The organism is Prolixibacter sp. DSM 2831 (genome assembly GCF_056493735.1).
Genome location: NZ_CM151379.1, coordinates 4,458,693 through 4,478,795 on the forward strand (window position 1 = coordinate 4,458,693; position 20,103 = coordinate 4,478,795).

20 protein-coding genes are annotated in these 20,103 nt (G+C 46.7%); 10 read left to right on the forward strand and 10 right to left on the reverse strand.

The features are described 5' to 3' along the window. Window positions 1-32: 32 nt before the first annotated feature. From AC060N_RS18490 to AC060N_RS18530, 9 genes are all read right to left on the reverse strand, one after another. The gene (locus tag AC060N_RS18490) at window positions 33-581 is read right to left on the reverse strand and encodes a DUF4252 domain-containing protein (protein WP_106540555.1); all 549 of its coding nucleotides are present in this window, start codon (window positions 579-581) and stop codon (window positions 33-35) included. Window positions 582-584: 3 nt separating this feature from the next. Beyond that, window positions 585-1,145, reverse strand: coding sequence for a hypothetical protein (locus AC060N_RS18495; RefSeq protein WP_479525014.1), 561 nt, complete (start codon window positions 1,143-1,145; stop codon window positions 585-587). Continuing rightward, the gene (locus tag AC060N_RS18500; protein ID WP_479525015.1) at window positions 1,102-1,647 is read right to left on the reverse strand and encodes an RNA polymerase sigma factor; all 546 of its coding nucleotides are present in this window, start codon (window positions 1,645-1,647) and stop codon (window positions 1,102-1,104) included. Before AC060N_RS18500 ends, AC060N_RS18495 begins: the two co-directional genes overlap by 44 nt. A gap of 66 nt (window positions 1,648-1,713) precedes the next feature. Continuing rightward, complete coding sequence (locus AC060N_RS18505; protein WP_479525016.1) at window positions 1,714-2,259, reverse strand: DUF4252 domain-containing protein; 546 nt, start codon at window positions 2,257-2,259, stop codon at window positions 1,714-1,716. 248 nt (window positions 2,260-2,507) lie between these two features. Further along, window positions 2,508-2,723 (reverse strand): FeoB-associated Cys-rich membrane protein, encoded by a 216-nt coding sequence (locus tag AC060N_RS18510; protein WP_106540559.1) that lies wholly within the window; start codon window positions 2,721-2,723, stop codon window positions 2,508-2,510. Window positions 2,724-2,739: 16 nt separating this feature from the next. After that, window positions 2,740-5,226, reverse strand: coding sequence for a ferrous iron transport protein B (gene feoB, locus AC060N_RS18515; protein WP_479525017.1), 2,487 nt, complete (start codon window positions 5,224-5,226; stop codon window positions 2,740-2,742). Between the two features lie 14 nt (window positions 5,227-5,240). Beyond that, window positions 5,241-6,329 carry a carbohydrate porin gene (locus AC060N_RS18520; protein WP_479525018.1) on the reverse strand — a complete coding sequence of 363 codons (1,089 nt, stop codon included), beginning with the start codon at window positions 6,327-6,329 and terminating at the stop codon, window positions 5,241-5,243. A 171-nt stretch (window positions 6,330-6,500) separates the two neighbouring features. After that, complete coding sequence (locus AC060N_RS18525; protein WP_463233735.1) at window positions 6,501-7,100, reverse strand: response regulator transcription factor; 600 nt, start codon at window positions 7,098-7,100, stop codon at window positions 6,501-6,503. After that, window positions 7,097-7,828 (reverse strand): hypothetical protein, encoded by a 732-nt coding sequence (locus AC060N_RS18530; protein WP_479525019.1) that lies wholly within the window; start codon window positions 7,826-7,828, stop codon window positions 7,097-7,099. The genes AC060N_RS18525 and AC060N_RS18530 overlap by 4 nt, the downstream gene beginning before the upstream one ends. A gap of 645 nt (window positions 7,829-8,473) precedes the next feature. Here AC060N_RS18530 and AC060N_RS18535 point away from each other — a divergent pair. Together AC060N_RS18535 and AC060N_RS18540 are read left to right on the forward strand one after the other, a co-directional pair. Then, window positions 8,474-9,241: a 4Fe-4S binding protein gene (locus AC060N_RS18535; protein WP_479525020.1), complete on the forward strand. Its 768-nt coding sequence runs from the start codon at window positions 8,474-8,476 to the stop codon at window positions 9,239-9,241. Window positions 9,242-9,664: 423 nt separating this feature from the next. Further along, window positions 9,665-10,063, forward strand: a complete 399-nt coding sequence (locus AC060N_RS18540) for an endonuclease domain-containing protein (protein WP_479525021.1) — start codon at window positions 9,665-9,667, stop codon at window positions 10,061-10,063. A 298-nt stretch (window positions 10,064-10,361) separates the two neighbouring features. Here the strand turns inward: AC060N_RS18540 and AC060N_RS18545 are convergent, their stop codons facing one another. After that, window positions 10,362-12,992, reverse strand: a complete 2,631-nt coding sequence (locus tag AC060N_RS18545; RefSeq protein ID WP_479525022.1) for a valine--tRNA ligase — start codon at window positions 12,990-12,992, stop codon at window positions 10,362-10,364. A gap of 419 nt (window positions 12,993-13,411) precedes the next feature. Here AC060N_RS18545 and AC060N_RS18550 point away from each other — a divergent pair, with 419 nt between their 5' ends. The 8 genes from AC060N_RS18550 to AC060N_RS18585 all read left to right on the forward strand — a co-directional run bounded on the left by AC060N_RS18550 (window position 13,412) and on the right by AC060N_RS18585 (window position 20,102). Beyond that, complete coding sequence (locus AC060N_RS18550; RefSeq protein ID WP_479525023.1) at window positions 13,412-13,654, forward strand: hypothetical protein; 243 nt, start codon at window positions 13,412-13,414, stop codon at window positions 13,652-13,654. Between the two features lie 76 nt (window positions 13,655-13,730). After that, a complete protein-coding gene (locus AC060N_RS18555; protein ID WP_479525024.1) occupies window positions 13,731-14,288 on the forward strand; it encodes a lipocalin family protein in 558 nt (185 codons plus the stop codon). Between the two features lie 86 nt (window positions 14,289-14,374). Beyond that, window positions 14,375-14,599, forward strand: a complete 225-nt coding sequence (locus tag AC060N_RS18560; RefSeq protein ID WP_479525025.1) for a YgaP family membrane protein — start codon at window positions 14,375-14,377, stop codon at window positions 14,597-14,599. Window positions 14,600-14,762: 163 nt separating this feature from the next. Continuing rightward, window positions 14,763-15,923, forward strand: a complete 1,161-nt coding sequence (locus AC060N_RS18565) for a helix-turn-helix domain-containing protein (protein WP_479525026.1) — start codon at window positions 14,763-14,765, stop codon at window positions 15,921-15,923. A gap of 182 nt (window positions 15,924-16,105) precedes the next feature. Further along, window positions 16,106-16,903, forward strand: coding sequence for an outer membrane lipoprotein-sorting protein (locus AC060N_RS18570; protein ID WP_479525027.1), 798 nt, complete (start codon window positions 16,106-16,108; stop codon window positions 16,901-16,903). Between the two features lie 12 nt (window positions 16,904-16,915). Next, entirely contained in the window at window positions 16,916-18,139 is a 1,224-nt protein-coding gene (locus AC060N_RS18575; protein WP_479525028.1) for an ABC transporter permease, read from the forward strand. Between the two features lie 14 nt (window positions 18,140-18,153). Then, window positions 18,154-19,392 carry an ABC transporter permease gene (locus AC060N_RS18580; RefSeq protein ID WP_479525029.1) on the forward strand — a complete coding sequence of 413 codons (1,239 nt, stop codon included), beginning with the start codon at window positions 18,154-18,156 and terminating at the stop codon, window positions 19,390-19,392. A gap of 20 nt (window positions 19,393-19,412) precedes the next feature. Further along, entirely contained in the window at window positions 19,413-20,102 is a 690-nt protein-coding gene (locus AC060N_RS18585; RefSeq protein WP_479525030.1) for an ABC transporter ATP-binding protein, read from the forward strand. The last annotated feature ends 1 nt before the right edge of the window (window position 20,103 follow it).

The following is a 20,103-nucleotide window of genomic DNA, read 5'->3' on the forward strand; positions in this document are numbered from 1 at the left end:
GCCTTCTTACTGTTTGTTGATTTTATCAAGGCTTATTTCTTTTCGGGCTTCTCTCCCTTTTCCCCCTTCTCTATATCATTCAGGTGTTCCAGTCCGCCGATGTGAACGCCCTGCCCGATTTTGGCAATCTCATTCATATCAAGGTTTCCGGAGATACTGATAAGGGCATTATCGTCGCCACCAACCACCATCAGCAAATGAGATATCCGTTTCTCTTTATTTTCTTTGACGTAGAACTTAACGACCTGACCTTTCTCCTTCACATCCATCAGCAACTCATATTCTCCTTTGATTTTGTCAAAGAAATGGTCTTTGTTCAATTCATCATAGAAGTTGAGCGATTTGTTCAAGGCTTCGTCGTCCACCGAAAGGATACGAATTCCCGTAAGGCTCGACAACATGTTCTGGGCTTCCTTGTCGTCCTGCTCGAACTGAGACGCCATACCCAGTAATTTTCCTGAAATATTCACGGTAGTGAAACCATCCTTACCAGAATATTTGTCAAATAACTTATCGACTGCATCCTGTGCCATCATCTGAAATGGCAGTAACATCAACAGGATAATAAATAGTTTTTTCATGGCTTATTGTTTTATCTTCAGATTCACGATTACATTCATTTGTGCATACCCCTTACCATACAATTCCAACGCCTGGTAAAGCGGCTTCGTATCTTTTTCCAAATCAGGAATTTTATTCAATTGCTGAATCCCCTTGTTGTAGTTCACCGACACATATTTCAGTGCATCCATGCTCATTTCGTAAGCTTGCTTCGGGTTTTCCGGTGTATTCATCGCCAGCTGGTTTTGCTGCATTTGCTGATTGTTCCAGATATTCAGAGCTAAAAGCACCACAATAATGGCTGCGGCAATACCTGCCATCCAGGTAAACTGGTGTGTAAAACGCTTGCGCTGAATAATCCGTTCGCGCTTTTCAATAGCACCGGTAATCCGTTCGGCGAAAGCCAGTTCTTTCATCTCATCTACCGGCTCTTCCAGTCCTTCAAAGAACGGCCGATTCATTTCCAACGCTTCCGGCAAATCCCGGTTTTCCCGGAAAAAGTCCCGAAGCTCCTGCTCTTCCTGTAAGGAGCTCAGCCCCTCAAAGTACTTTTCCAGTAATATTTCTGCTCTTCGGGTTTCCATGGTTGATTCGTTTAATCATTTCATCACGCACTTTTTTTCGAGCCCTCGAAAGGTTTGCCCTTACGGCACTGTTTTGCATATCCAGTACCCGGGCAATTTCATTTAGTTCATAGTGTTCAATATCCCGCAGGTGAATCACGGCGCGTTGTTGTTCCGGCAACTGGTCGATAATTTCTTTCGCCAGTCGCGCCGAATCCTTATGTTCTGCCACCTCATCGGCCTGCTTCATGTCCGAAATCCACTCGTTTCGCGTCTTCATTTGCTCCAGCGAAATACTCCGGTGTTTTTGTATCTCATCGATGCACAGATTCCGCGTCATCCGCATGGCATAAGCTTCAATGTTATCAACTCCTGCCAACTCCGTCCGGCGACTCCAAAGCTTCATAAACACCTCCTGCACCACATCCCGGGCCTGTTCATCGTCGCGGAGAAACCGGACGGCGAACCGGAGCAGCTTACCGGACATCGGGACAACTTCTGTTTTAAATGTTTTGGAATCCATTGCTTAAGAGCGATTCGTTGATTCAGTAACTATCATGACTCCCCTTCCGGGAAATCGTTACATCAGTTAGTTCACTTTTTTTACCTTCGTAGTGTCAAGTCGGCTCAGTTCGTTCATCCCACCCACGTGGAGCGAGCGATCGAGATCGGCAATCTTCTTCAAATCCATTCGCCCGGTAATCGAAACTAACGTATTCTCCTGGCCTCCAACTATGATGATTAACTCACGGATGTAATCCATTTTGTCCATTCGGGCAAAAATATGGACACGTTCGCCGTGGTCATTCGACTCCAGCAACATATCGTAATTCTTTTTCAGTTGGTCGAGAGCGCCACTGGCCCGAAGTTCGGTGTAAAAATCGACGCGGTTATTCAGCTCCTTGTCTTCGATGGTTATTACCCGGACCGAATTTACCTGGCTTAGAATTTCTTTGGCATCCTGGTCGCTATCATCCACAAACCAACGGGCAAACCAAATAAGCAGATGCGGAACATTCACACTTTCCACTCCTTCGCGCCCGGCATATTTGTTGAATAAATAGTCGGTGGGATTGCTTTGCGCCATCGATGCGAATGGCAGCAAAAGGAACAATAGGATAACAAGTTTTTTCATATCTGGTGTATTTTTAGGTTCATTAACGACGATTCAGAATTCTCATTTTTCATCACCTTAATGTAGGTGTTTTATCAAGAAGACCCCATCGCTGGAAATATGTTACATGGACATTTGCATTTTTTTAAATAAAAAAAGCCCCTCCGTTTCCGGAGAGGCGATTAAGGTCTGCTCTTTCAGTTGACCGACTATTCAGCAGAGCAGATTGGCCAGGCAGGTATATCTAAACAAATCACTGATTTTTCTTTTCAGGAACAGCAAGAATGACTCTTGCCCACCACACGTGGCGCCCGGGGCGGATGATGACAGGCACTGGTGCCGGCCACATTTTTCAAATCACAACCACTGCAGCCTGCACAGCCTCCTGACGCTCCTTTCGAGCGCAAACTTTTGACAATGCTGTACACCATGTAGGCAAACGCTGAAAAAATGATAACGTAAACCAATATATTTTGTACCATCATTTGTGATTTTTGGGGGTTAAACAAATAAACTTCCAATTTGGTAGGTGGCAAAAGACACTACCCAGGCGATTGCTGTTGTATAAACCATCATGAACACGGCCCATTTCCAATTCGCTTCTTTTTTAATGGCTGCAATGACCGCCACACACGGGAAATAAATCAACACAAAGAGCATGAATCCAAAAGCGACCAACGGCGTGAACACTTTCTGCCCTTTCAATTTCCCGCTGGTGTGTGTCTGTTGTTGCAGCTTTTGCACCAACGTTCCGGAATTGCCCTCATCCTGCGCCTGGTAAAGAATTCCCATCGTACTCACGACAATCTCTTTGGCTGCTAAACCGGTCAGGATGCTCACGCCGATTTTCCAGTCAAAACCCAGTGGTTTCAACACCGGAGCCAGGGCATGTCCCATCCGGCCGATGTACGATTGCTCCTGATGCTCGGAAGCTTTGGCCATCTCCAACTGCGATACCTGATGCTGCTTCTGTGCTTCACCCAGCGAAGTGCTGTTTTCTACCCGGGCAATGCTGGCATCGTAGTTCTTCGAGTAGTCGACGTGCCGGGGGAAATAACTCAGCGCCCAAATCAGAATAGAAGCCACCAGAATGACACCACCCATTTTCTTCAGGTACTGAACACCTTTGTGCCACATGTGAATGGAAGTATTCCGCAGGGTTGGCATCCGGTAAGGCGGCAATTCCATCACAAACGGAACAGCAGCTTTGCGAAAGACCGTATTCTTTAGCACCAGCGCTACCACAATGGCCATGATGATGCCGATCATGTAAATGGAAAATAGCACCAATCCCTGGTTTTTCGGGAAGAAGGCAGAAATGATTAACACATACACCGGCAACCGCGCACTGCATGACATGAACGGCGTAATCATCATGGTCAGGATTCGATCCTTCCGGTTCTCCAGTGTTCGGGTAGCCATCACCGCAGGCACGTTACAACCGAAACCCATGATAAGCGGAATGAATGATTTCCCGTGCAACCCGATTTTGTGCATCAGGCGGTCCATGATGAATGAAACACGTGCCATGTAACCGGTGTCTTCCATAAAGGAGATAAAGAAGAACAGAATCAGGATATTGGGGAGGAAGACAATTACACCGCCAACACCGCCAATCACACCGTCGACCAGCAAATCTTTTAACGGGCCGGCAGCCATGTGACTGCCCACAAAATCACCGATATAACCTACGCCTGTGTTAATCCATTCCATGGGGTAATTGCCCAGTGTGAACGTAGCCTGAAACATCAGCCACATGACAAAGATGAAAATGGGAAAGCCCAGTATCCGATTCGTAATAAATGAATCAATCTCTTTGCTGCGCTGCCGTCTCTTCTCGCGGCTCTCGATGTAGGTCTCACTCAGTGCTCCTGCAACGAAGCCGTATTTTGCATCAGTAATCACTGTTTCCGATGATTCGCCAAATGCTTTCTCCAGCCGGGCAATCTCGCGGTCGGTCAGCTCGTTGATGCGAGTGAAATTATCGCGATCCTTCAGCATCGATCGGGTCGTCCGGTCGTTTTCCAGCAACTTCACTGCCAGGTAACGCGACGAATATTTATCAATCAGTCGTTCATCCTTGTCCAGCTCCTTCCGGAGAATATCGATGGATTTCTCAATATCGTGTCCGTAATTGATGTTCACGTAACGCACAACCGGGTCGCGGTCTTCGTACACATCAATCACCTTCCGCATCAGGTTTTTAATGCCCTGCCCCTTCACGGCAACGGTAGGAATAATGGGGATGCCGAGCATTTCACCCAACTCGCGGAATTTTAACCGGGCGCCTTTCTTCTCCAATTCATCATACATATTCAGGGCAATCACCACCTTGATATTCATATCGATGAGCTGCGTGGTAAGGAAAAGATTCCGCTCCAGGTTCGATGCATCGACCACGTTGACAACCACGTCGGGCATGCGCTCCATGATGTGCGAGCGGACATATAGTTCTTCGGGGGTATATTCGGTAATGGAATAGGTTCCCGGAAGGTCGGTAATATTAATCAGGTAACCATCCTGGCGCATGCGGGCCATCTTCGCATCGATGGTGACACCACCATAGTTTCCAACCCGTTCGTGCGAGCCGGAAGCCTGGTTGAAGAACGAGGTCTTTCCGCAGTTGGGGTTGCCCACCAGCGCCATATTGATGGTCTTACTTTTTTCGTGGGCCGTTTTCTTCAGGACGTTATCCGAAATAATACCGTTAAAGCCGTTCAGCTTTTGACTGTCAGCTTCGGCACCCGACAATACATCAATCAGGTTGGCCTCGCTGCGGCGCAACGACACATTATAGCCCATGATTTCGTACTCTACCGGGTCCTGCAACGGCGCATTTTTAATGACACGTACCTTCTTTCCTTTCACAAATCCCATCTCGGTAATTCGTTTCCGGAAAGCTCCGTGCCCCAACACTTTCGTGATAACGCCCGATTCACCGGTGCTCAAATTCGCCAACCGGTCAACCGTCAGTTCTGTCGTCTCCATATTCCGTCCCTTTCTTAAAAAGTAATTCCCAGTCTGAGTAACCCAACTTTCGCTGCCGGCAGTTCAACGTCTGTTCCCGCCGGATGTACGATGTACTGAAAATCGGGTTGCAGGTATATATTATTGGTTACATTGCATTTATAAGTCAATTCAATCGCGGTTTCGTCCAGCTTGATGACACCCATGTGCGCGTGAGCGATAGCCAGCCCCAGCACATCGTCGCCATCCTTGTTGAAAACCCCGTAGTAATTCATTCCGGTCCCGATATAGAATGACACGGGGTTGTCTTTCGTCGGAGCAATCCCCAATTGCGTGAAGAATCCCAGCGAACGGTTATGACCGTCCATCTGGTAAAGGGTTTGGTCGCCCAGGAAATAATACCCGATGCTCTTCGATTGCTGCACAGGGGTATTCCCGTTTCCGGAAGAAGGGAAATAGTGATAGAATCCCATCTTGTAGGTTCCGTCCAAATCTCCCGACAGGGTAACCGGCAACTGCACCTCCGAAATGGCCAGCAATCCTTCCTTGCTATCCAGATTCCATTTCAGGTTATGCGGATTGGCATCGAATCCGGTAGAACAACCTTCATACAAGGCGGCCATTACCGTGAACTTATCATTGGCCGACCATTTGACCGATGCTCCAAGCGATGTAAGCGGGAAAATCGGAGCAGGCAGATTGCACGAAATGGTGGGTGGAATCCCAAACGAGCTGTTCAGGTATTCGCCGGCATATTCCGTGTTGGCATACTCCACGTTCAGGTCCTGCAGTCCGGCAGTTATTTCAAATTGCCCTAACTTCTGAGAAAACCAGAGTTCCTGAAAGAAAGTATGGTTTCCGGCCTCAATATTCGAGGCGACCTGCACATCGCCAATTAAATCGGCCGAAGGAGAATCGCCGTGTGTTGAGGTCGCATGCAGATAAAACGATCCGCCATCCCACCATCCAACTTTTTCCGTATCGAAATTCACGCAAAACTGCGCCATTCCCAGATACGCATAGCCACTTTCGATTCCTCCGTTAAAATTGTAGACATTATCGGCAGTATAATTGGCTGTTAACTCAATCGCTTCATCCTTCTTTCGCTCTATCTCATTTGACATTCCGGTTAACGGCAGGCAAAAAATGCAATTCGTTAACAGGAATGTGCTCCATCGCAAACTCATCTTTATCCGGTATTTCAAATCAACACTACAAAAATACCGGACACAAGTCGCCCGTGGAATACCTACTTATTAGGATATCCCGGCAATGGGTCACTACATGTAATGAGGCTATTCGGAGAGATAGTCGAGTGAAACGAGTTTTTTCACTACGGCGTAGATGGTTAGTCCCGATACCGATTTGATACCCGTTTTCTGGGTAATGTTCTTCCGGTGGGTGATCACCGTGTTAATGCTGATACTGAGTTTTTCGGCAATTTCCTTGTTGGTTAGTCCGGTGGCCAGCAGCTTCAATACGTCGGTTTCGCGTTCGCTGAGAACCTCTTCCGTAGCGGTTTCCTTGTTTTCGGTACTGGCGTTTTGCTTGACCAGCTGAATAACCGATTCAGGGGAGTCGGATATAGAGATACTGCCATCGAAAAGCGAAAGCAACCGCTGATCGAAAAAGGCGTACACCAGCGCCACCCAACTGGTGGCCGGATACCCCGAGCGAAGCGAATGAAATCCTTTCTCGTTATTCTGCACATACAACGGGTTCACAATCGCCACATTGATTTTCTTGCTGAGAATGCACTGCTCGATAGCGTCGAAATTTTCGGCACGGTACACCCGTAACCGAAGGCCTCCTCCGGATAATATTCGGTTCAGCCCTTCGTAAATAATCGAAGAAGGTTCGACAATCAGAATATTGATGTAAGCGTGTGTATTCACGTCGTCTTGCGGCTTAAATAGTTCTCCATCTGCTGTACCAGCGGGATGAGTATCTGATCTTCAATTTTAGAATGAATCGTCAAATCGTAATCGAGCTCGAACAGCGTAAACAGCAATTTCCGCCGTACCTGCGGCTCATCATTGTTGGGGAGGTATTTCACCAACAAATTCGTCAGGTCGGTGAGCTTCTCCTCGATGTCGTCGTGATGTTCCTGGTAATCGGCAACCGAATAGGTCTCGGGCAGCTTAACATTCCCGCGCTCTTCAATTTTCTGGTACAACTTGGTGATGTACGGAAAAACCGTGTCATTCTCGTAGTTGAGATGTTCACGAACCTCGTTGAAATAGTTGTTGAAAAACTTCTCCACCATGGCCTGCTCCGGCTGACTCTTATCCTGAAACATCTCCTGAATCAGTTTCAGAATGTTGGGATAAATCTCGCCCAGGTAATAACTATGACTGTTACTCAGGTAATTGATGATGGACCTCACTTCCCGGTAGGTAAACCGCTCGGCCGGTTTGTAATCCACTCCGTTGTAGAGATGTGCAAACGTGAGGAAAACCTCGGGATGTAGCTTGTGCTCGTCGCAGATTTCCCGAATGGTCTTCTCCTGCAACGGCGCACTGATGCCAAAGTGCTCGAGCAACAACATGAGATACGGGTTGTTGAGCACAACCTCCGCCATCTTCATGTCGGGTGACAGGTACAGATTTGCCGTTTGATACATGTTTTTCCGGTTAAAGAATATGGTTTTCCCAAACAAACAGTGATTTGCGGGAATTGTTTTGGGCTACTGTGATAACCGGTCACGATGTATCGTGACCCTACATTGCTGCGTCGGCCGATTAAATCCTACGTTGTAGGGCCACGACATGTCGTGGCCACATTGTATACCCCAACAGAACCATTTGGCTAAAGATACTGCAAACTAAAAGGGTGTAAGAATCAGGAATCATTCTCATCCCGGCGGGATGGCATGTTGTTACAAATCGTCACCACAAAAAGGAGTTCGACCCCCTCCGGGGTCGTACATAAATAACGCAATGCTAAATGCTAACAATATACGACCTCGCTGAGGTCGGGTGAAATAATCAGCCCTTTCAGGGCGAAAATATCCATCTGAAATTCATGCCCCCAAGGCGTTAACGTTGGGCTGAAATAACCTGTCCCTTCGGGACGAAAATACCTGTGATACCCTTCGGGCTGAAAGCCCAATTCAATTCAGCCCGGTGGCAACGCCCCGGGGTATCAACGATTGAAGGGAAAGCGGTCGCGCGATGGTTTTGATTGAAATACGAAAGAGGTTTCGACCGCAATCGTCCTAACGACCATTGATATTTCCTACCTTTGGTGCCAACAAACCAGGAAAACAATGCACATCGTTTATTTTTCACCAACCCATACCACCCGGCAAGTGCTGGAGGGAATTGCCCATGGCCTTGATAACAATCCTGTCAAACACATCGACCTTACACTCAGCTCTCCGGCCTGGGAAGCTGCGCCCGATGAGATCACCCTTTTCGGTGTGCCGGTTTATGGTGGTCGCGTGCCGGCCGAAGCCACCCGCCGGCTGAAACAGATTAAGGGAAATCAAACACCTGCCGTAGTAGTGGTTGTGTATGGCAACCGCGCTTACGAAGATGCTCTGCTCGAACTTCGCGACATCGTGACAGAACAGGGTTTTGTCCCCATCGCTGCTGCCGCCTTCATTGGCGAGCATTCGTACACCACCAGCGATTATTCCATTGCACCCGGCCGGCCAGATACCAGCGACTTGCAGAAAGCGGGTGCCTTCGGTAAGAAAATCAACGAACTGCTGTTGGAGGCAAAAACACTTTTCCCGATAGCGGTTCCCGGAAATTTTCCCTACAAACCACTGGGACAAAAGCCACCCATCGCACCTACTACTGTTGCTGATAAATGTGACCAGTGCGGTATTTGTGTATCCGTCTGCTCCACCGGCGCCGTCACCCTCAACGACCTCCCGGAAACGGATGCCAACGCGTGTATCCTATGCTGCGCCTGCATCAAGGAGTGCCCCACCGATGCCCGCGTAAATGATTCGGAGTTTATCAAAGAGAAGAGTCAGTGGTTGGTGGATAACTATTCGGAAAGAAAGGAGCCGGAGGTATATCTTTAAAAATGTTGTCCCGAATCCTCGGGATTAAATGATGAATTAGGGCCACAAGCTAAAAAGGCAAAAGAGTTTCACTAATTCACCCCAAACCCCTGAAGGGGCTTTGAGGGCAGTGAGTGATTGTTGAGACAGTGTCTTTATTGAACGGTTAATAGGTACACCAGACCTATCTGCCCTACTGTGCCCAAAATCGAAGTGGTTAAGTCCCCTTCAGGGGATTTAGGGGTAATAGTCCGGACCGCAATTTTACCCCAGATCTCTGACAGGCCTTTCAGTACAGTGAGTAGATGTTGAAGCAGTACTTTTCATGGGTTGGTTGACACAAATACCAAAAGTTGCTAATTTGCTATTACCTTAATTGGGGTGACAAGTCTCTTTCAGGGAATTTATCCTTAAAGACCAGCCAATTAACTAAATCATTTCGTAATGGGTATCAGCAGCAAAGTCTCCTTGTTTTATAATGCTCCCCCTATCATATTTGAAAGGGCGAAACGGTTACGAGAGAATATGACCGAGGCAGAATTAAAACTATGGGAGTGTCTCAAAGAGAAAAAATTGCTCAACCTTCGATTCAGGCCGCAACATCCTATCGATATATTTATTGCCGATTTTTATTGTCATCCACTGAAACTGATTGTTGAAATCGATGGAGGAATTCATATGTCTCAAACGAGTCAATCATATGATATCGGAAGAGAAGCAGAATTGGAAAGATGGGGACTCAAAGTAGTACGCTTTACCAACCAGGAAGTGCTGAATAGTCTGGACCAGGTACTCATGAATCTTGAGAAGATTTGTATAGACAGGCAAAAAGAGCTTCACTAATTCACCCCAAACCCCTGAAGGGGCTTTGAGGGCAGTGAAAGCTTTAGCTGTGGAGCGTTGAAATTGCCAGAAAAACGAATAATGATGACGTGAAGAAACAACCTTCATCGAAGAGTTAAGTCCCCTTTAGGGCTCCGATACTTCGGAGTAGGGGTGTAAGACTGAAAGCGAATAACATTCATTTTCATAAACAACAGAGTTTATAAGAAATCGAGGTGTATCAACAAAAAAACCTGACAAGCCACGAAGACCCGTCAGGTTTTTGGAAAGTTACCTTTGGACGAGGTAAATAAACTCTTTATTTCAACGAAGCGAGGCGCTCTTCCAGGAGTTTGATTTTCTCCTCGGCATCGGCCTGCTTTTTGCGCTCGGTGGCTACCACCTGTTCGGGGGCACCACTTACAAAGCGCTCGTTGCCCAGCTTCTTCATCACCGAAGTGAGGAATCCGCGGGTATATTTCAATTCTTCTTCAATCTTGGCTATCTCCTCTTCTACATTCACCAGGTCGCCCAGCGGAATGTAGTATTCAGTCGATTTTACACGGAATGACAGCGCACCATCTACTTTTTCGTTCACCACATCCAGCTGATGGAGGTTTCCCATCTTCCGGAGTACCGCATCGAACACCGGTGAATATCCTTTTTCGCCCGGCAACACCGCTACATGCAGCGTTTCCTTGTTGGCGATATTCTTCTCCTTACGAACATTGCGGAGACCGGTAATGGCATCTTCCACGTTCACGAATTGTTCCACCAACGAAGCATCGGCTTCAGCTACGGTGGGCCATTCTGCCATCATGATGGACTCGCCTTCTTTACGCTCACCCAGCAACTGCCAAATCTCTTCCGATATGAACGGCATGAACGGGTGCAGCAGACGCAGCATCTTGTCGAACAACGCTACCAACTCATCGTAGGTCTGCTTGTCGATGGGTTGCTGGTATGCCGGCTTCACGATTTCGAGCAACCAACCCGAGAAGTCGTCGCGCATAGCGGTATAGATGGTCATCAACGCATCGCTCAGACGATACTTCGCAAAGTGGTCGTCCATGGTAGCAATCACTTCATTCAAGCGGGCGTTGAACCAGTCAAGGCCCAGACGTGCATGCTCCGGTTGCGGCAATGACGCATCTACTTCCCAACCATGTACCAGGCGGAAAGAGTTCCATATTTTCGAACTGAAGTTCCTTCCCTGCTCGGTCAGCGATTCCTCGAAAAGGATATCGTTTCCGGCCGGAGAACAGAGCAACATACCCACGCGAACACCGTCGGCGCCGTACTTGGCGATCAGGTCCAGCGGGTCGGGCGAGTTCCCCAGTGACTTCGACATCTTGCGACGCAGCTTGTCGCGTACGATACCGGTGAAATACACATTTTTGAACGGGAATGTCCCGCGATATTCATATCCGGCGATGATCATCCGCGCTACCCAAAAGAAGATAATCTCCGGGGCAGTCACCAAATCGTTCGTCGGATAATAGTAGTTAATCTCTTTGTTATCCGGGTCGCTGATACCATCAAACACGGATATCGGCCACAGCCATGACGAAGCCCAGGTGTCGAGCACATCCTCATCCTGATGCAAATCGTCCATGGTGAGGTGATCGCGCCCCGTCGTCTCTTTGGCCATTTTCAATGCCTCTTCGGCCGTTTCGGCTACCACAAAGCTTCCATCGGCCAGGTAGTAAACCGGGATGCGATGTCCCCACCACAGCTGACGTGAGATACACCAATCCTTGATGTTGCCCATCCAGTGGCGGTACAGGTTGACGAATTTGCCGGGGAAAAACTGAACGTCTCCGTTCTCTACTGCTTCCAACGCCGGTTTGGCCAGCTCTTCCATTTTCAGGAACCACTGTGCCGAGAGCTTCGGTTCAATCACCACGTCGGTACGCTCGGAATAACCTACCTTGTTGGTGTAATCTTCGACCTTTACCAGGTTGCCAGCCTCTTTCAGCAACGGAATAATCTGCTTCCGTGCTTCAAAGCGGTCAACTCCTACCAGGAAGCCGGCTTCTTTGCTCAGCGTACCATCATCATTGAAGGTATCAATCACCTCGAGGTTGTGGCGCAACCCGATTTCGTAGTCATTCACATCGTGTGCCGGGGTAATCTTCAAACAGCCGGTACCGAATTCCATATCCACATATTCGTCCTGAATAATCGGGACACTGCGGTTCACCAGCGGGACCAACACACGCTTGCCGGCCAGGTCCTGGAAGCGCTCATCGTTCGGGTTCACACAAACCGCCGTATCGCCCAGAATGGTTTCCGGACGGGTGGTTGCTACGGTAACGAACTCACCGGGGGTATCTTCAATTGCATACCGAACGTAGTAAAGTTTCGATTGCTCCTCCTTGTGAATCACCTCTTCGTCGGAAAGAGCGGTTTTGGCAGCCGGGTCCCAGTTGACCATCCGAACCCCACGGTAGATATACCCTTTGTTGTACAGGTCGACAAATACCTTGATAACCGACTCCGAACGTTTTTCATCCATGGTGAACGCTGTACGCTCCCAGTCGCAGGAAGCCCCCAGTTTTTTCAACTGCTCCAGGATGATGCCGCCATGCTTGTGCGTCCATTCCCAGGCATGTTCCAGGAAGCCTTCGCGAGTGAGGTCATCTTTTTTGATCCCTTCTTCACGCAGTTTAGCCACCACTTTCGCTTCGGTAGCAATGGAAGCATGGTCGGTTCCCGGCACCCAGCAAGCGTTGTAGCCCTGCATCCGGGCACGGCGTACCAAAATATCCTGAATGGTATTGTTCAGCATGTGGCCCATGTGCAACACGCCCGTCACGTTGGGCGGCGGGATGACGATGGTGTAAGGCTCCCGCTCATCGGGCTCCGAATGGAAAAAACCTTGTTCCATCCAGTACTGGTACCACTTGTCTTCAACTTCTACAGGATTGTACTTGCTTGGGATTTCCATGGTATATCTTTTCTTTTTTAATGTCTCGTTAATAGTCAACCAGCTTTCGCCGGAAGATGTTCGCAGGGCGAATTCCCTGAATATGATTTTAAAGGGTACAAAAATAGAAAAAACGTCGCTGGTTTCCGTTGGATTGTGAGGGAAATTCATTCAGCAATGAGTAATGAAAAATGAGTAATGAAAAATACCTTGATACCGGATTTGAGAATGGTAATAGGTTTAGAAAACGAAGACTAATTATCAAACCGTTGACACTCTTTTTAGAAAACATAATTTTTGTTCACCTTACAAAATTGACCGTTCACATACCAGATCCGTATGTTCGTCAAAAACTTTTGAAAATCAGAAAGTAATTTTCTTTCTTAATCCATTAATAGATCAGCACTTATATCCTAACCTTTTACCTAACAAACTAACCCATGAAAAATCTACTGATTTATTATCTGTTCATCCTTTCCCCCTTTGCTTTGATGTTTTGGATGATTGAAAACGAATACAGTCTCGCGTTCGTGGTAACGCTAATGCTTTACTCCACCGTGTACAGAGGTGTAACCGACTATTTCCGATTGAAAGCCCGTGGATACATCGGTCTGGAACTCCTGCGGCTTTTCGTTCCGTTCTATGGTCGGCGACGGTTTTTCAGAGACTTGTATTTTCGTTAACGCTTTATAACTAAACACGACTAAACTTTTCTCCTCTCCCATTCCTTTTATAGTTAAAACCAATCTTTTTTTAGCTATGCGTAAATGGATTGCCATTACCGGACTTTCGGCTGTCGCCGGACTGTTTTTTCTTTCCGGTTGTACCGGGAAAAAGGAACCACCTTATGCACCGGTCTCCGGATTTGAACTTCAAAAATACCTGGGCAAGTGGTACGAAATTGCCCGACTACCCAACCGTTTCGAGAAAGACCTGGTGAATGTAACCGCTACCTATTCCTTGCGGGAAGACGGCAAGGTGCGGGTGCAGAACGAAGGTGACAAACCGGACGGGAAACACAAAATGGCCATCGGGAAAGCTAAACTGGCCGGAAACCCCGGCGAAGGGTATCTGCGTGTATCATTTTTCGGTCCCTTCTACGCCGATTACGTGATTGTGGCGTTGGACAAAGAACATTACCAATATGCGCTAGTTGCCAGTTCCGATAAGTATTTGTGGGTCTTATCCCGCACACCTCAACTGGATAAGAACATATACGATAAACTATTGCAAAAAGCGCAGAAGCTAGGCTTCGATACCTCGAAGTTGTACGTGGTTCCTCAGAAAGCTACTGAACAACAGGCGGGCGAACAGTAATGCGCGAACGATTTTTTGCTTTATTTGTTTATACACCCGGAAGAATTATTCGGGAAGGTTTAAACCTTAATTAAAAAACTTTCATTATGAAAAAGAACATGGGAAACACTGACCGGATCATCCGCGTCCTTCTTGCCATTGTATTTGTTGCCCTTTATTATGCGGGTATTATTACCGGAACCATTGGCATTATTCTGCTCATCCTGGCGGCCATTTTTGTGCTCACCAGCCTGGTCAGTTTCTGCCCGCTGTATGCACCTTTCGGCATCAAAACATTCTGTGCGCCGAAAGAGGATGCCCCCAAAGAGTAACGGGAATTCTTTTTCAATACCTTGATGACGACAAAACTTACAGGTTAATATCCACACGAAACGGCCGGCCTCATCGGAATCATTTTCCGAATGAGCCGGTTGTTTTACGTCAGGATGTGTATATTCGCATTAGTAAGTTTCATTTCTGCCGAAAAAAGACCATATGCCTTTTTATTCCATCTTCCGGTTTTTCTATTTACTGGGAACCGTCAATGCACTTTTCTTTGCGTTTCTGATTTTTTCCCGGAGCAACCGGAAACGCTCCGATGCAATTTTGGGCACGTGGCTCATATTTCTCTCAGCACAGTTGATGATTCCGTTTATTTACATGACGAACATCCGCGTGTATGTGTATATGGTGGGATATGAATCGACCCTGTTGACACTTCATCCCATTTTCCTGTATAACTATGTATTGACGCTGACTAACGAAAAAAGGAAACTCAAATCCATTCTCCTGAGTTTTACCCCGGCAATACTGGTTGGCATCATGATGTATCCCTACTTCGCAATGCCAATGGAGGTGAAATATCATTTCCTCAGCAGCGGCGAAAGTATTCCGTTAAATATGTTACCATCAGCGGCGGTTTCGCTGGTTTGCTTTGTCTGGTTTATCGTCGCCACTTTCAAGGCATTGAAAAAGCACAAGCAGCAAATTCTTCAGGTTTATTCGTACCGGGATAATGTTGATCTCCTTTGGCTGCGCCGGTTAGCTGTTACTTTTTCCTTTTTCTTTTTCTTCGATATGGGACTGGCCATTCTTTTCAGCGTTATTAGTATTCCGTTGGCATGGACAGACTTTTCCTTTTACATCATGCTCACCTTCTTCATTTTCATTCTGGGTTACTTCGGTTACCGGCAAGGCGAGATTTTCCGATTCGAACCGCTGACCATCGCCCGGGAAGATCATGAAAAGCATGTACAATCAGAGGAAATCCACCACAAATCAGAAGTATCGGTTGTTGTCAACGAAGAGGATGCCGGCAGACTCAGTGCGTTAATGGATGAAGAAAAACCTTTCCTGGAAAGTTCGCTCACCATCAACGATCTTTCGCGGATGATGGATATGCCGCCTCACCAGTTGTCGCGTGTCATCAACCGCCACTTCGGAATGAATTTCTTCGAGTATGTGAACCAGTACCGCATCGAATATTTCAAACAACTGGCGGCCGATCCGAAATATCATCACTACTCACTGCTCGGACTCGGACTGGAATGCGGATTCAATTCCAAGTCATCTTTCAACCGGGTTTTCAAGGAGCATACAGGTCTTACGCCTGGAGCCGCCCGTAAACAAGCCGAAGCTCAAATCGTGTCTCAATAAATTGAGACTTCATTTCCTTTTTATCTCTTTATCAACCCCTTTCCGCAAGTCTCATTTCAGCTCATGTCCCGATTTCGGAACATGAGACGCTCCCTCTATGCCTGCATGGTAGTTTTGTCCTCAACATTACTTCTAAGAATTTAACCAATGGTACCCGACCATTGAAATCAAAAAATATGAAAATGAAAACACGTATTTATTCTGTCGGAGTTTTGCTCCTGATGACATTGTTCATCGCCCGACCGGCTCATGCTCAGAATCAGCCAACCAAGGATGATCCAGCCGCCAAAAAGATTGTCACCAAATCATTTAACCTTTTCCTTGGGAAAAGCAGCTTCGGTATCATGAAAATGACCGTTGTCCGTCCATCATGGAAACGTTCCATCGAAATGCAAAACTGGTCGCTGGGCGACGATTACTACATCACCTACATCACAGCTCCTGCGCATGACCGAGGGGAAGTATTCCTGAAATACAAAAAAGACATGTGGAATTTTATTCCGGCGATCAATCGCATTGTTAAAATACCGCCTTCCATGATGATGCAGGCGTGGATGGGATCCGATTTCACCAATAACGACCTGATGAAAATGAAATCGGTTATCACTGATTATACACACCAGTTTAACGGCAGCGAAAAAATCGATGGTTACGATTGCTACGTCATCGATTTGAAACCGCTTCCGGAAGCCCCGGTTGTTTGGGGTGCCATAAAGATCTGGATTTCTAAAAAGAACCTGAATACGCTGAAAGAAGAATTTTATAATACGAAAGGTAACCTGGTAAAAACAGAAACGGCTTCCAATCTTAAAATGATGGGTGGACGCTTGCTGCCGTCGCATCTCGAAATGGTTTCCAATATAAAACACGGGCATAAAACCGTGATCGATATTTCGCATCAGGAATTTGACTTAAAGGATATCAATCAGAACTTCTTTTCTATTCAGCACATCAAGAATATTCAGCCCCGAAATCTGTAAATCACCAATAACATGAAGACACTGATTAAAATAGCCTGGCGGAACCTTTGGAGAAACCGGCGGCGTACTTTGCTAACAGTCGCATCGGTGGTATTGGCGCTGGTATTGGCTTTGTTCATGCGTTCCATGCAATTGGGCTCTTACGATCAAATGATAAAAGCCGGAGTCAATCAAGTGGGATATTTGCAAATACACAGCAAAGGCTACTGGGAAGAACAAAGCATTGACCGGGCTTTTTTTGACAAAGACAGCATTGATGCTGCCCTGAAAAGCACTCCCGGAATATCCAAAACGCTTCCGTTTTTACAAACATTTTCATTGGCATCATACGGAAATCTAACGAAAGGGGTTTTGGTCGATGGCATTGAGCCTGACAAAGAGAACAGCCAGACGAACCTGTCAGGAAAAATTGTAAAGGGAAATTACCTGTCGAAGTCAGAACACTCGGTCATCATTGGAGATAAACTGGCTCAATACCTCAAAATGGATGTGGGCGATAGCCTGGTACTCATCGGGCAAGGATTCAGAGGAGTTACTGCTTATGGCATCTACCCGATTTCCGGAATCTTTCACCTTCCCTCGTTGCAGATGAACAGCCAATTGGTGTATGTGAACCTGAAGGATGCACAGGCTTTTGTTTATCCTTACCAGGAAGGGCTTTTAACAGGGATTTCTGTCTTTCTGAATGAGCCGGACCATCTTCCGCAGGTTAAAAAGAGCCTGTTGACCAAACTTGGAAAGCACTATGAAGCGACGAGCTGGAAAGTAATGCTATCGGATATTTTGCAAGCAATCGAGGTTGATAATGTTTCAGGAGAGCTGATGCTGTTTATCCTTTATATCGTAGTTGCTTTCAGCATATTCAGCACGATTCTGATGATGACCATGGAAAGGAGCAAACAATATTCGGTGATGATTTCCGTAGGTATGCAACGCTGGCAACTCGTACTGGTCAGTATCATCGAAACCGTTATTATATCGTTCATTGGCGTCCTAATAGGACTTCTGATTATCAGCCCTGTGCTGTATTACTACCATCAAAATCCGATTCCACTTTCCGGGAGCATGGCTGATCTTTATTTGCAGTTCAACATTAAACCGGTTCTGCCCTTCTCGGTTAAGCCGCATATTTTTGTCAGCCAAACCGCTATCATCTTTATACTGTCTTTGGTATCGGTACTTTACCCGGTCGTTTTCATTTCCCGATTTAATATACTAAACGCCTCCCGGCATTAAACTGTAAAAGAACTATGTTACGAGCAATCGCTTGGAGAAATCTTTGGAGAAACAAATTGAGAAGCAGCATTATTATGGCTGCCCTCACCATTGGCATTATTGGCGCTGTGGAAATGGACGGTTACATGACCGGTCTGACCAATCAGCGGGTCGATGCAGCCATCGCCAACGAAGTTTCCGATATCCAACTACACAATCCGGGATTTCTTCTTAACCAGGAAACCAAATATCTCATTCCCCATGCGGAAAAAAAAGCGGATGAAATCAGGAAAATCGCGAATGTCAAAGCCGTCAGTGTCCGCTTAAAAGGGGCAGCCATGGCTTCCTCGGCTAATGCCGGTGCCGGTATCAGCATCAACGGTGTTGTTCCCGATGACGAATATCGCGTCAGTGATTTGCATGATCACATTGTTGAAGGGACTTATCTCAGCAATAAACAGAAAATTCCGGCCATTATTGGTCAGAAACTGGCGAAAAAACTCAACATTGGCGTCTCCGATAAAATCATTGTCACTATGACCGATTCTACCGGAACCATTACCAATGGGGCTTTTCTGGTGGTTGGGATATACAAAACGTCCAACACCGACTTCGATAAAAGCAATGTTTTTGTTACCCGGAAAGACTTAGCCAACTTAATCGGCTATCCCACCAAGGCAGGGGACGAAATAGCCATTCTGCTGAACAGTAGCCAACATACGAAGGCAGTAACGAAAAAGCTCAACACTCTTTTTTCTGCAGAGGTCAAAAGTCAAAAATTAATCATCCAGAGTTGGGATCAGATTCAGCCACTGCTGAAATCGATGGTGGATATGATGAACTATTTCTCCTACCTGTTTCTGATCATTGTTTTGGCTGCCCTCACCTTCGCCATTATCAATACCATGTTAATGTCCATGATGGAGCGAACCCGCGAAATCGGAATGCTCATCGCACTGGGCATGAACAAACGGAAAATAGTCCGGATGGTTATGCTGGAAACGCTGTTCCTTTCAATTATTGGCGCAGTCATTGGACTTGTCATCAGTATTTTACTGGTTGACTACCTGTCAATTCATGGTTTGGATCTTTCCTCCTTTGCCAAAGGACTTAATTCGATTGGATATAGCTCAACTGTCTACTTCCAGGTAAATCGCGAATTCTACTTTACGACCGTTATAGTTGTCGTCCTGCTTGCTATTCTAGCCAGTATTCCGGCTATGATGAGAGCTCTCAAACTGCAACCGGCTACTGCCATTCGGGAAGAAGATTAAACATTCAAAATATTGATAAAATGAGTATCATAGAAACAAAAGAGGTATATAAAACCTACAATACAACTAAAGTCCCTGTAAAAGCTGTTAACGGAATTAACCTGAAAATTGAAGAGGGAGAATTTACGGCCATTGTTGGACCTTCCGGTTCCGGGAAAACCACCCTGCTTAACATGCTAAGCGGACTCGATCTCCCCACCCAGGGTGATATCTTTATTGAGAATACGAATTTGAGGGGGCTCAGCTCCTCTCAGCTGATTGATTTCAGACTGAACAACATTGGATTTGTATTTCAGGCCTACAACCTGATACCGGTGCTAACGGTAAAAGAGAACACAGAGTTCATCATGTTTCTGCAAAAAGTTCCCAAAAAAGAACGTCAGAAAAGAGTCAAAGAGTTGCTTGGAGCGGTGGGAATCGATGACAAAATGGACCAAAAACCCAGCCAGCTGTCGGGCGGTCAGCAACAAAGGGTAGCAGTTGCCCGCGCATTGGCTTCGCGCCCTAAGTATATCATTGCCGACGAACCTACGGCCAACCTGGATTCCGTCTCCACGAGCGAATTACTCGAATTGATGGCACAAATGAATAAAAAGTATAACACCACCTTCATCTTCGCCACACACGACCAACGTGTGATGGATAAAGCGCGACGAATTTTAACCATTGAAGATGGAAAAATCCTGAAAGACGAGCAATTTGACAGGTAAG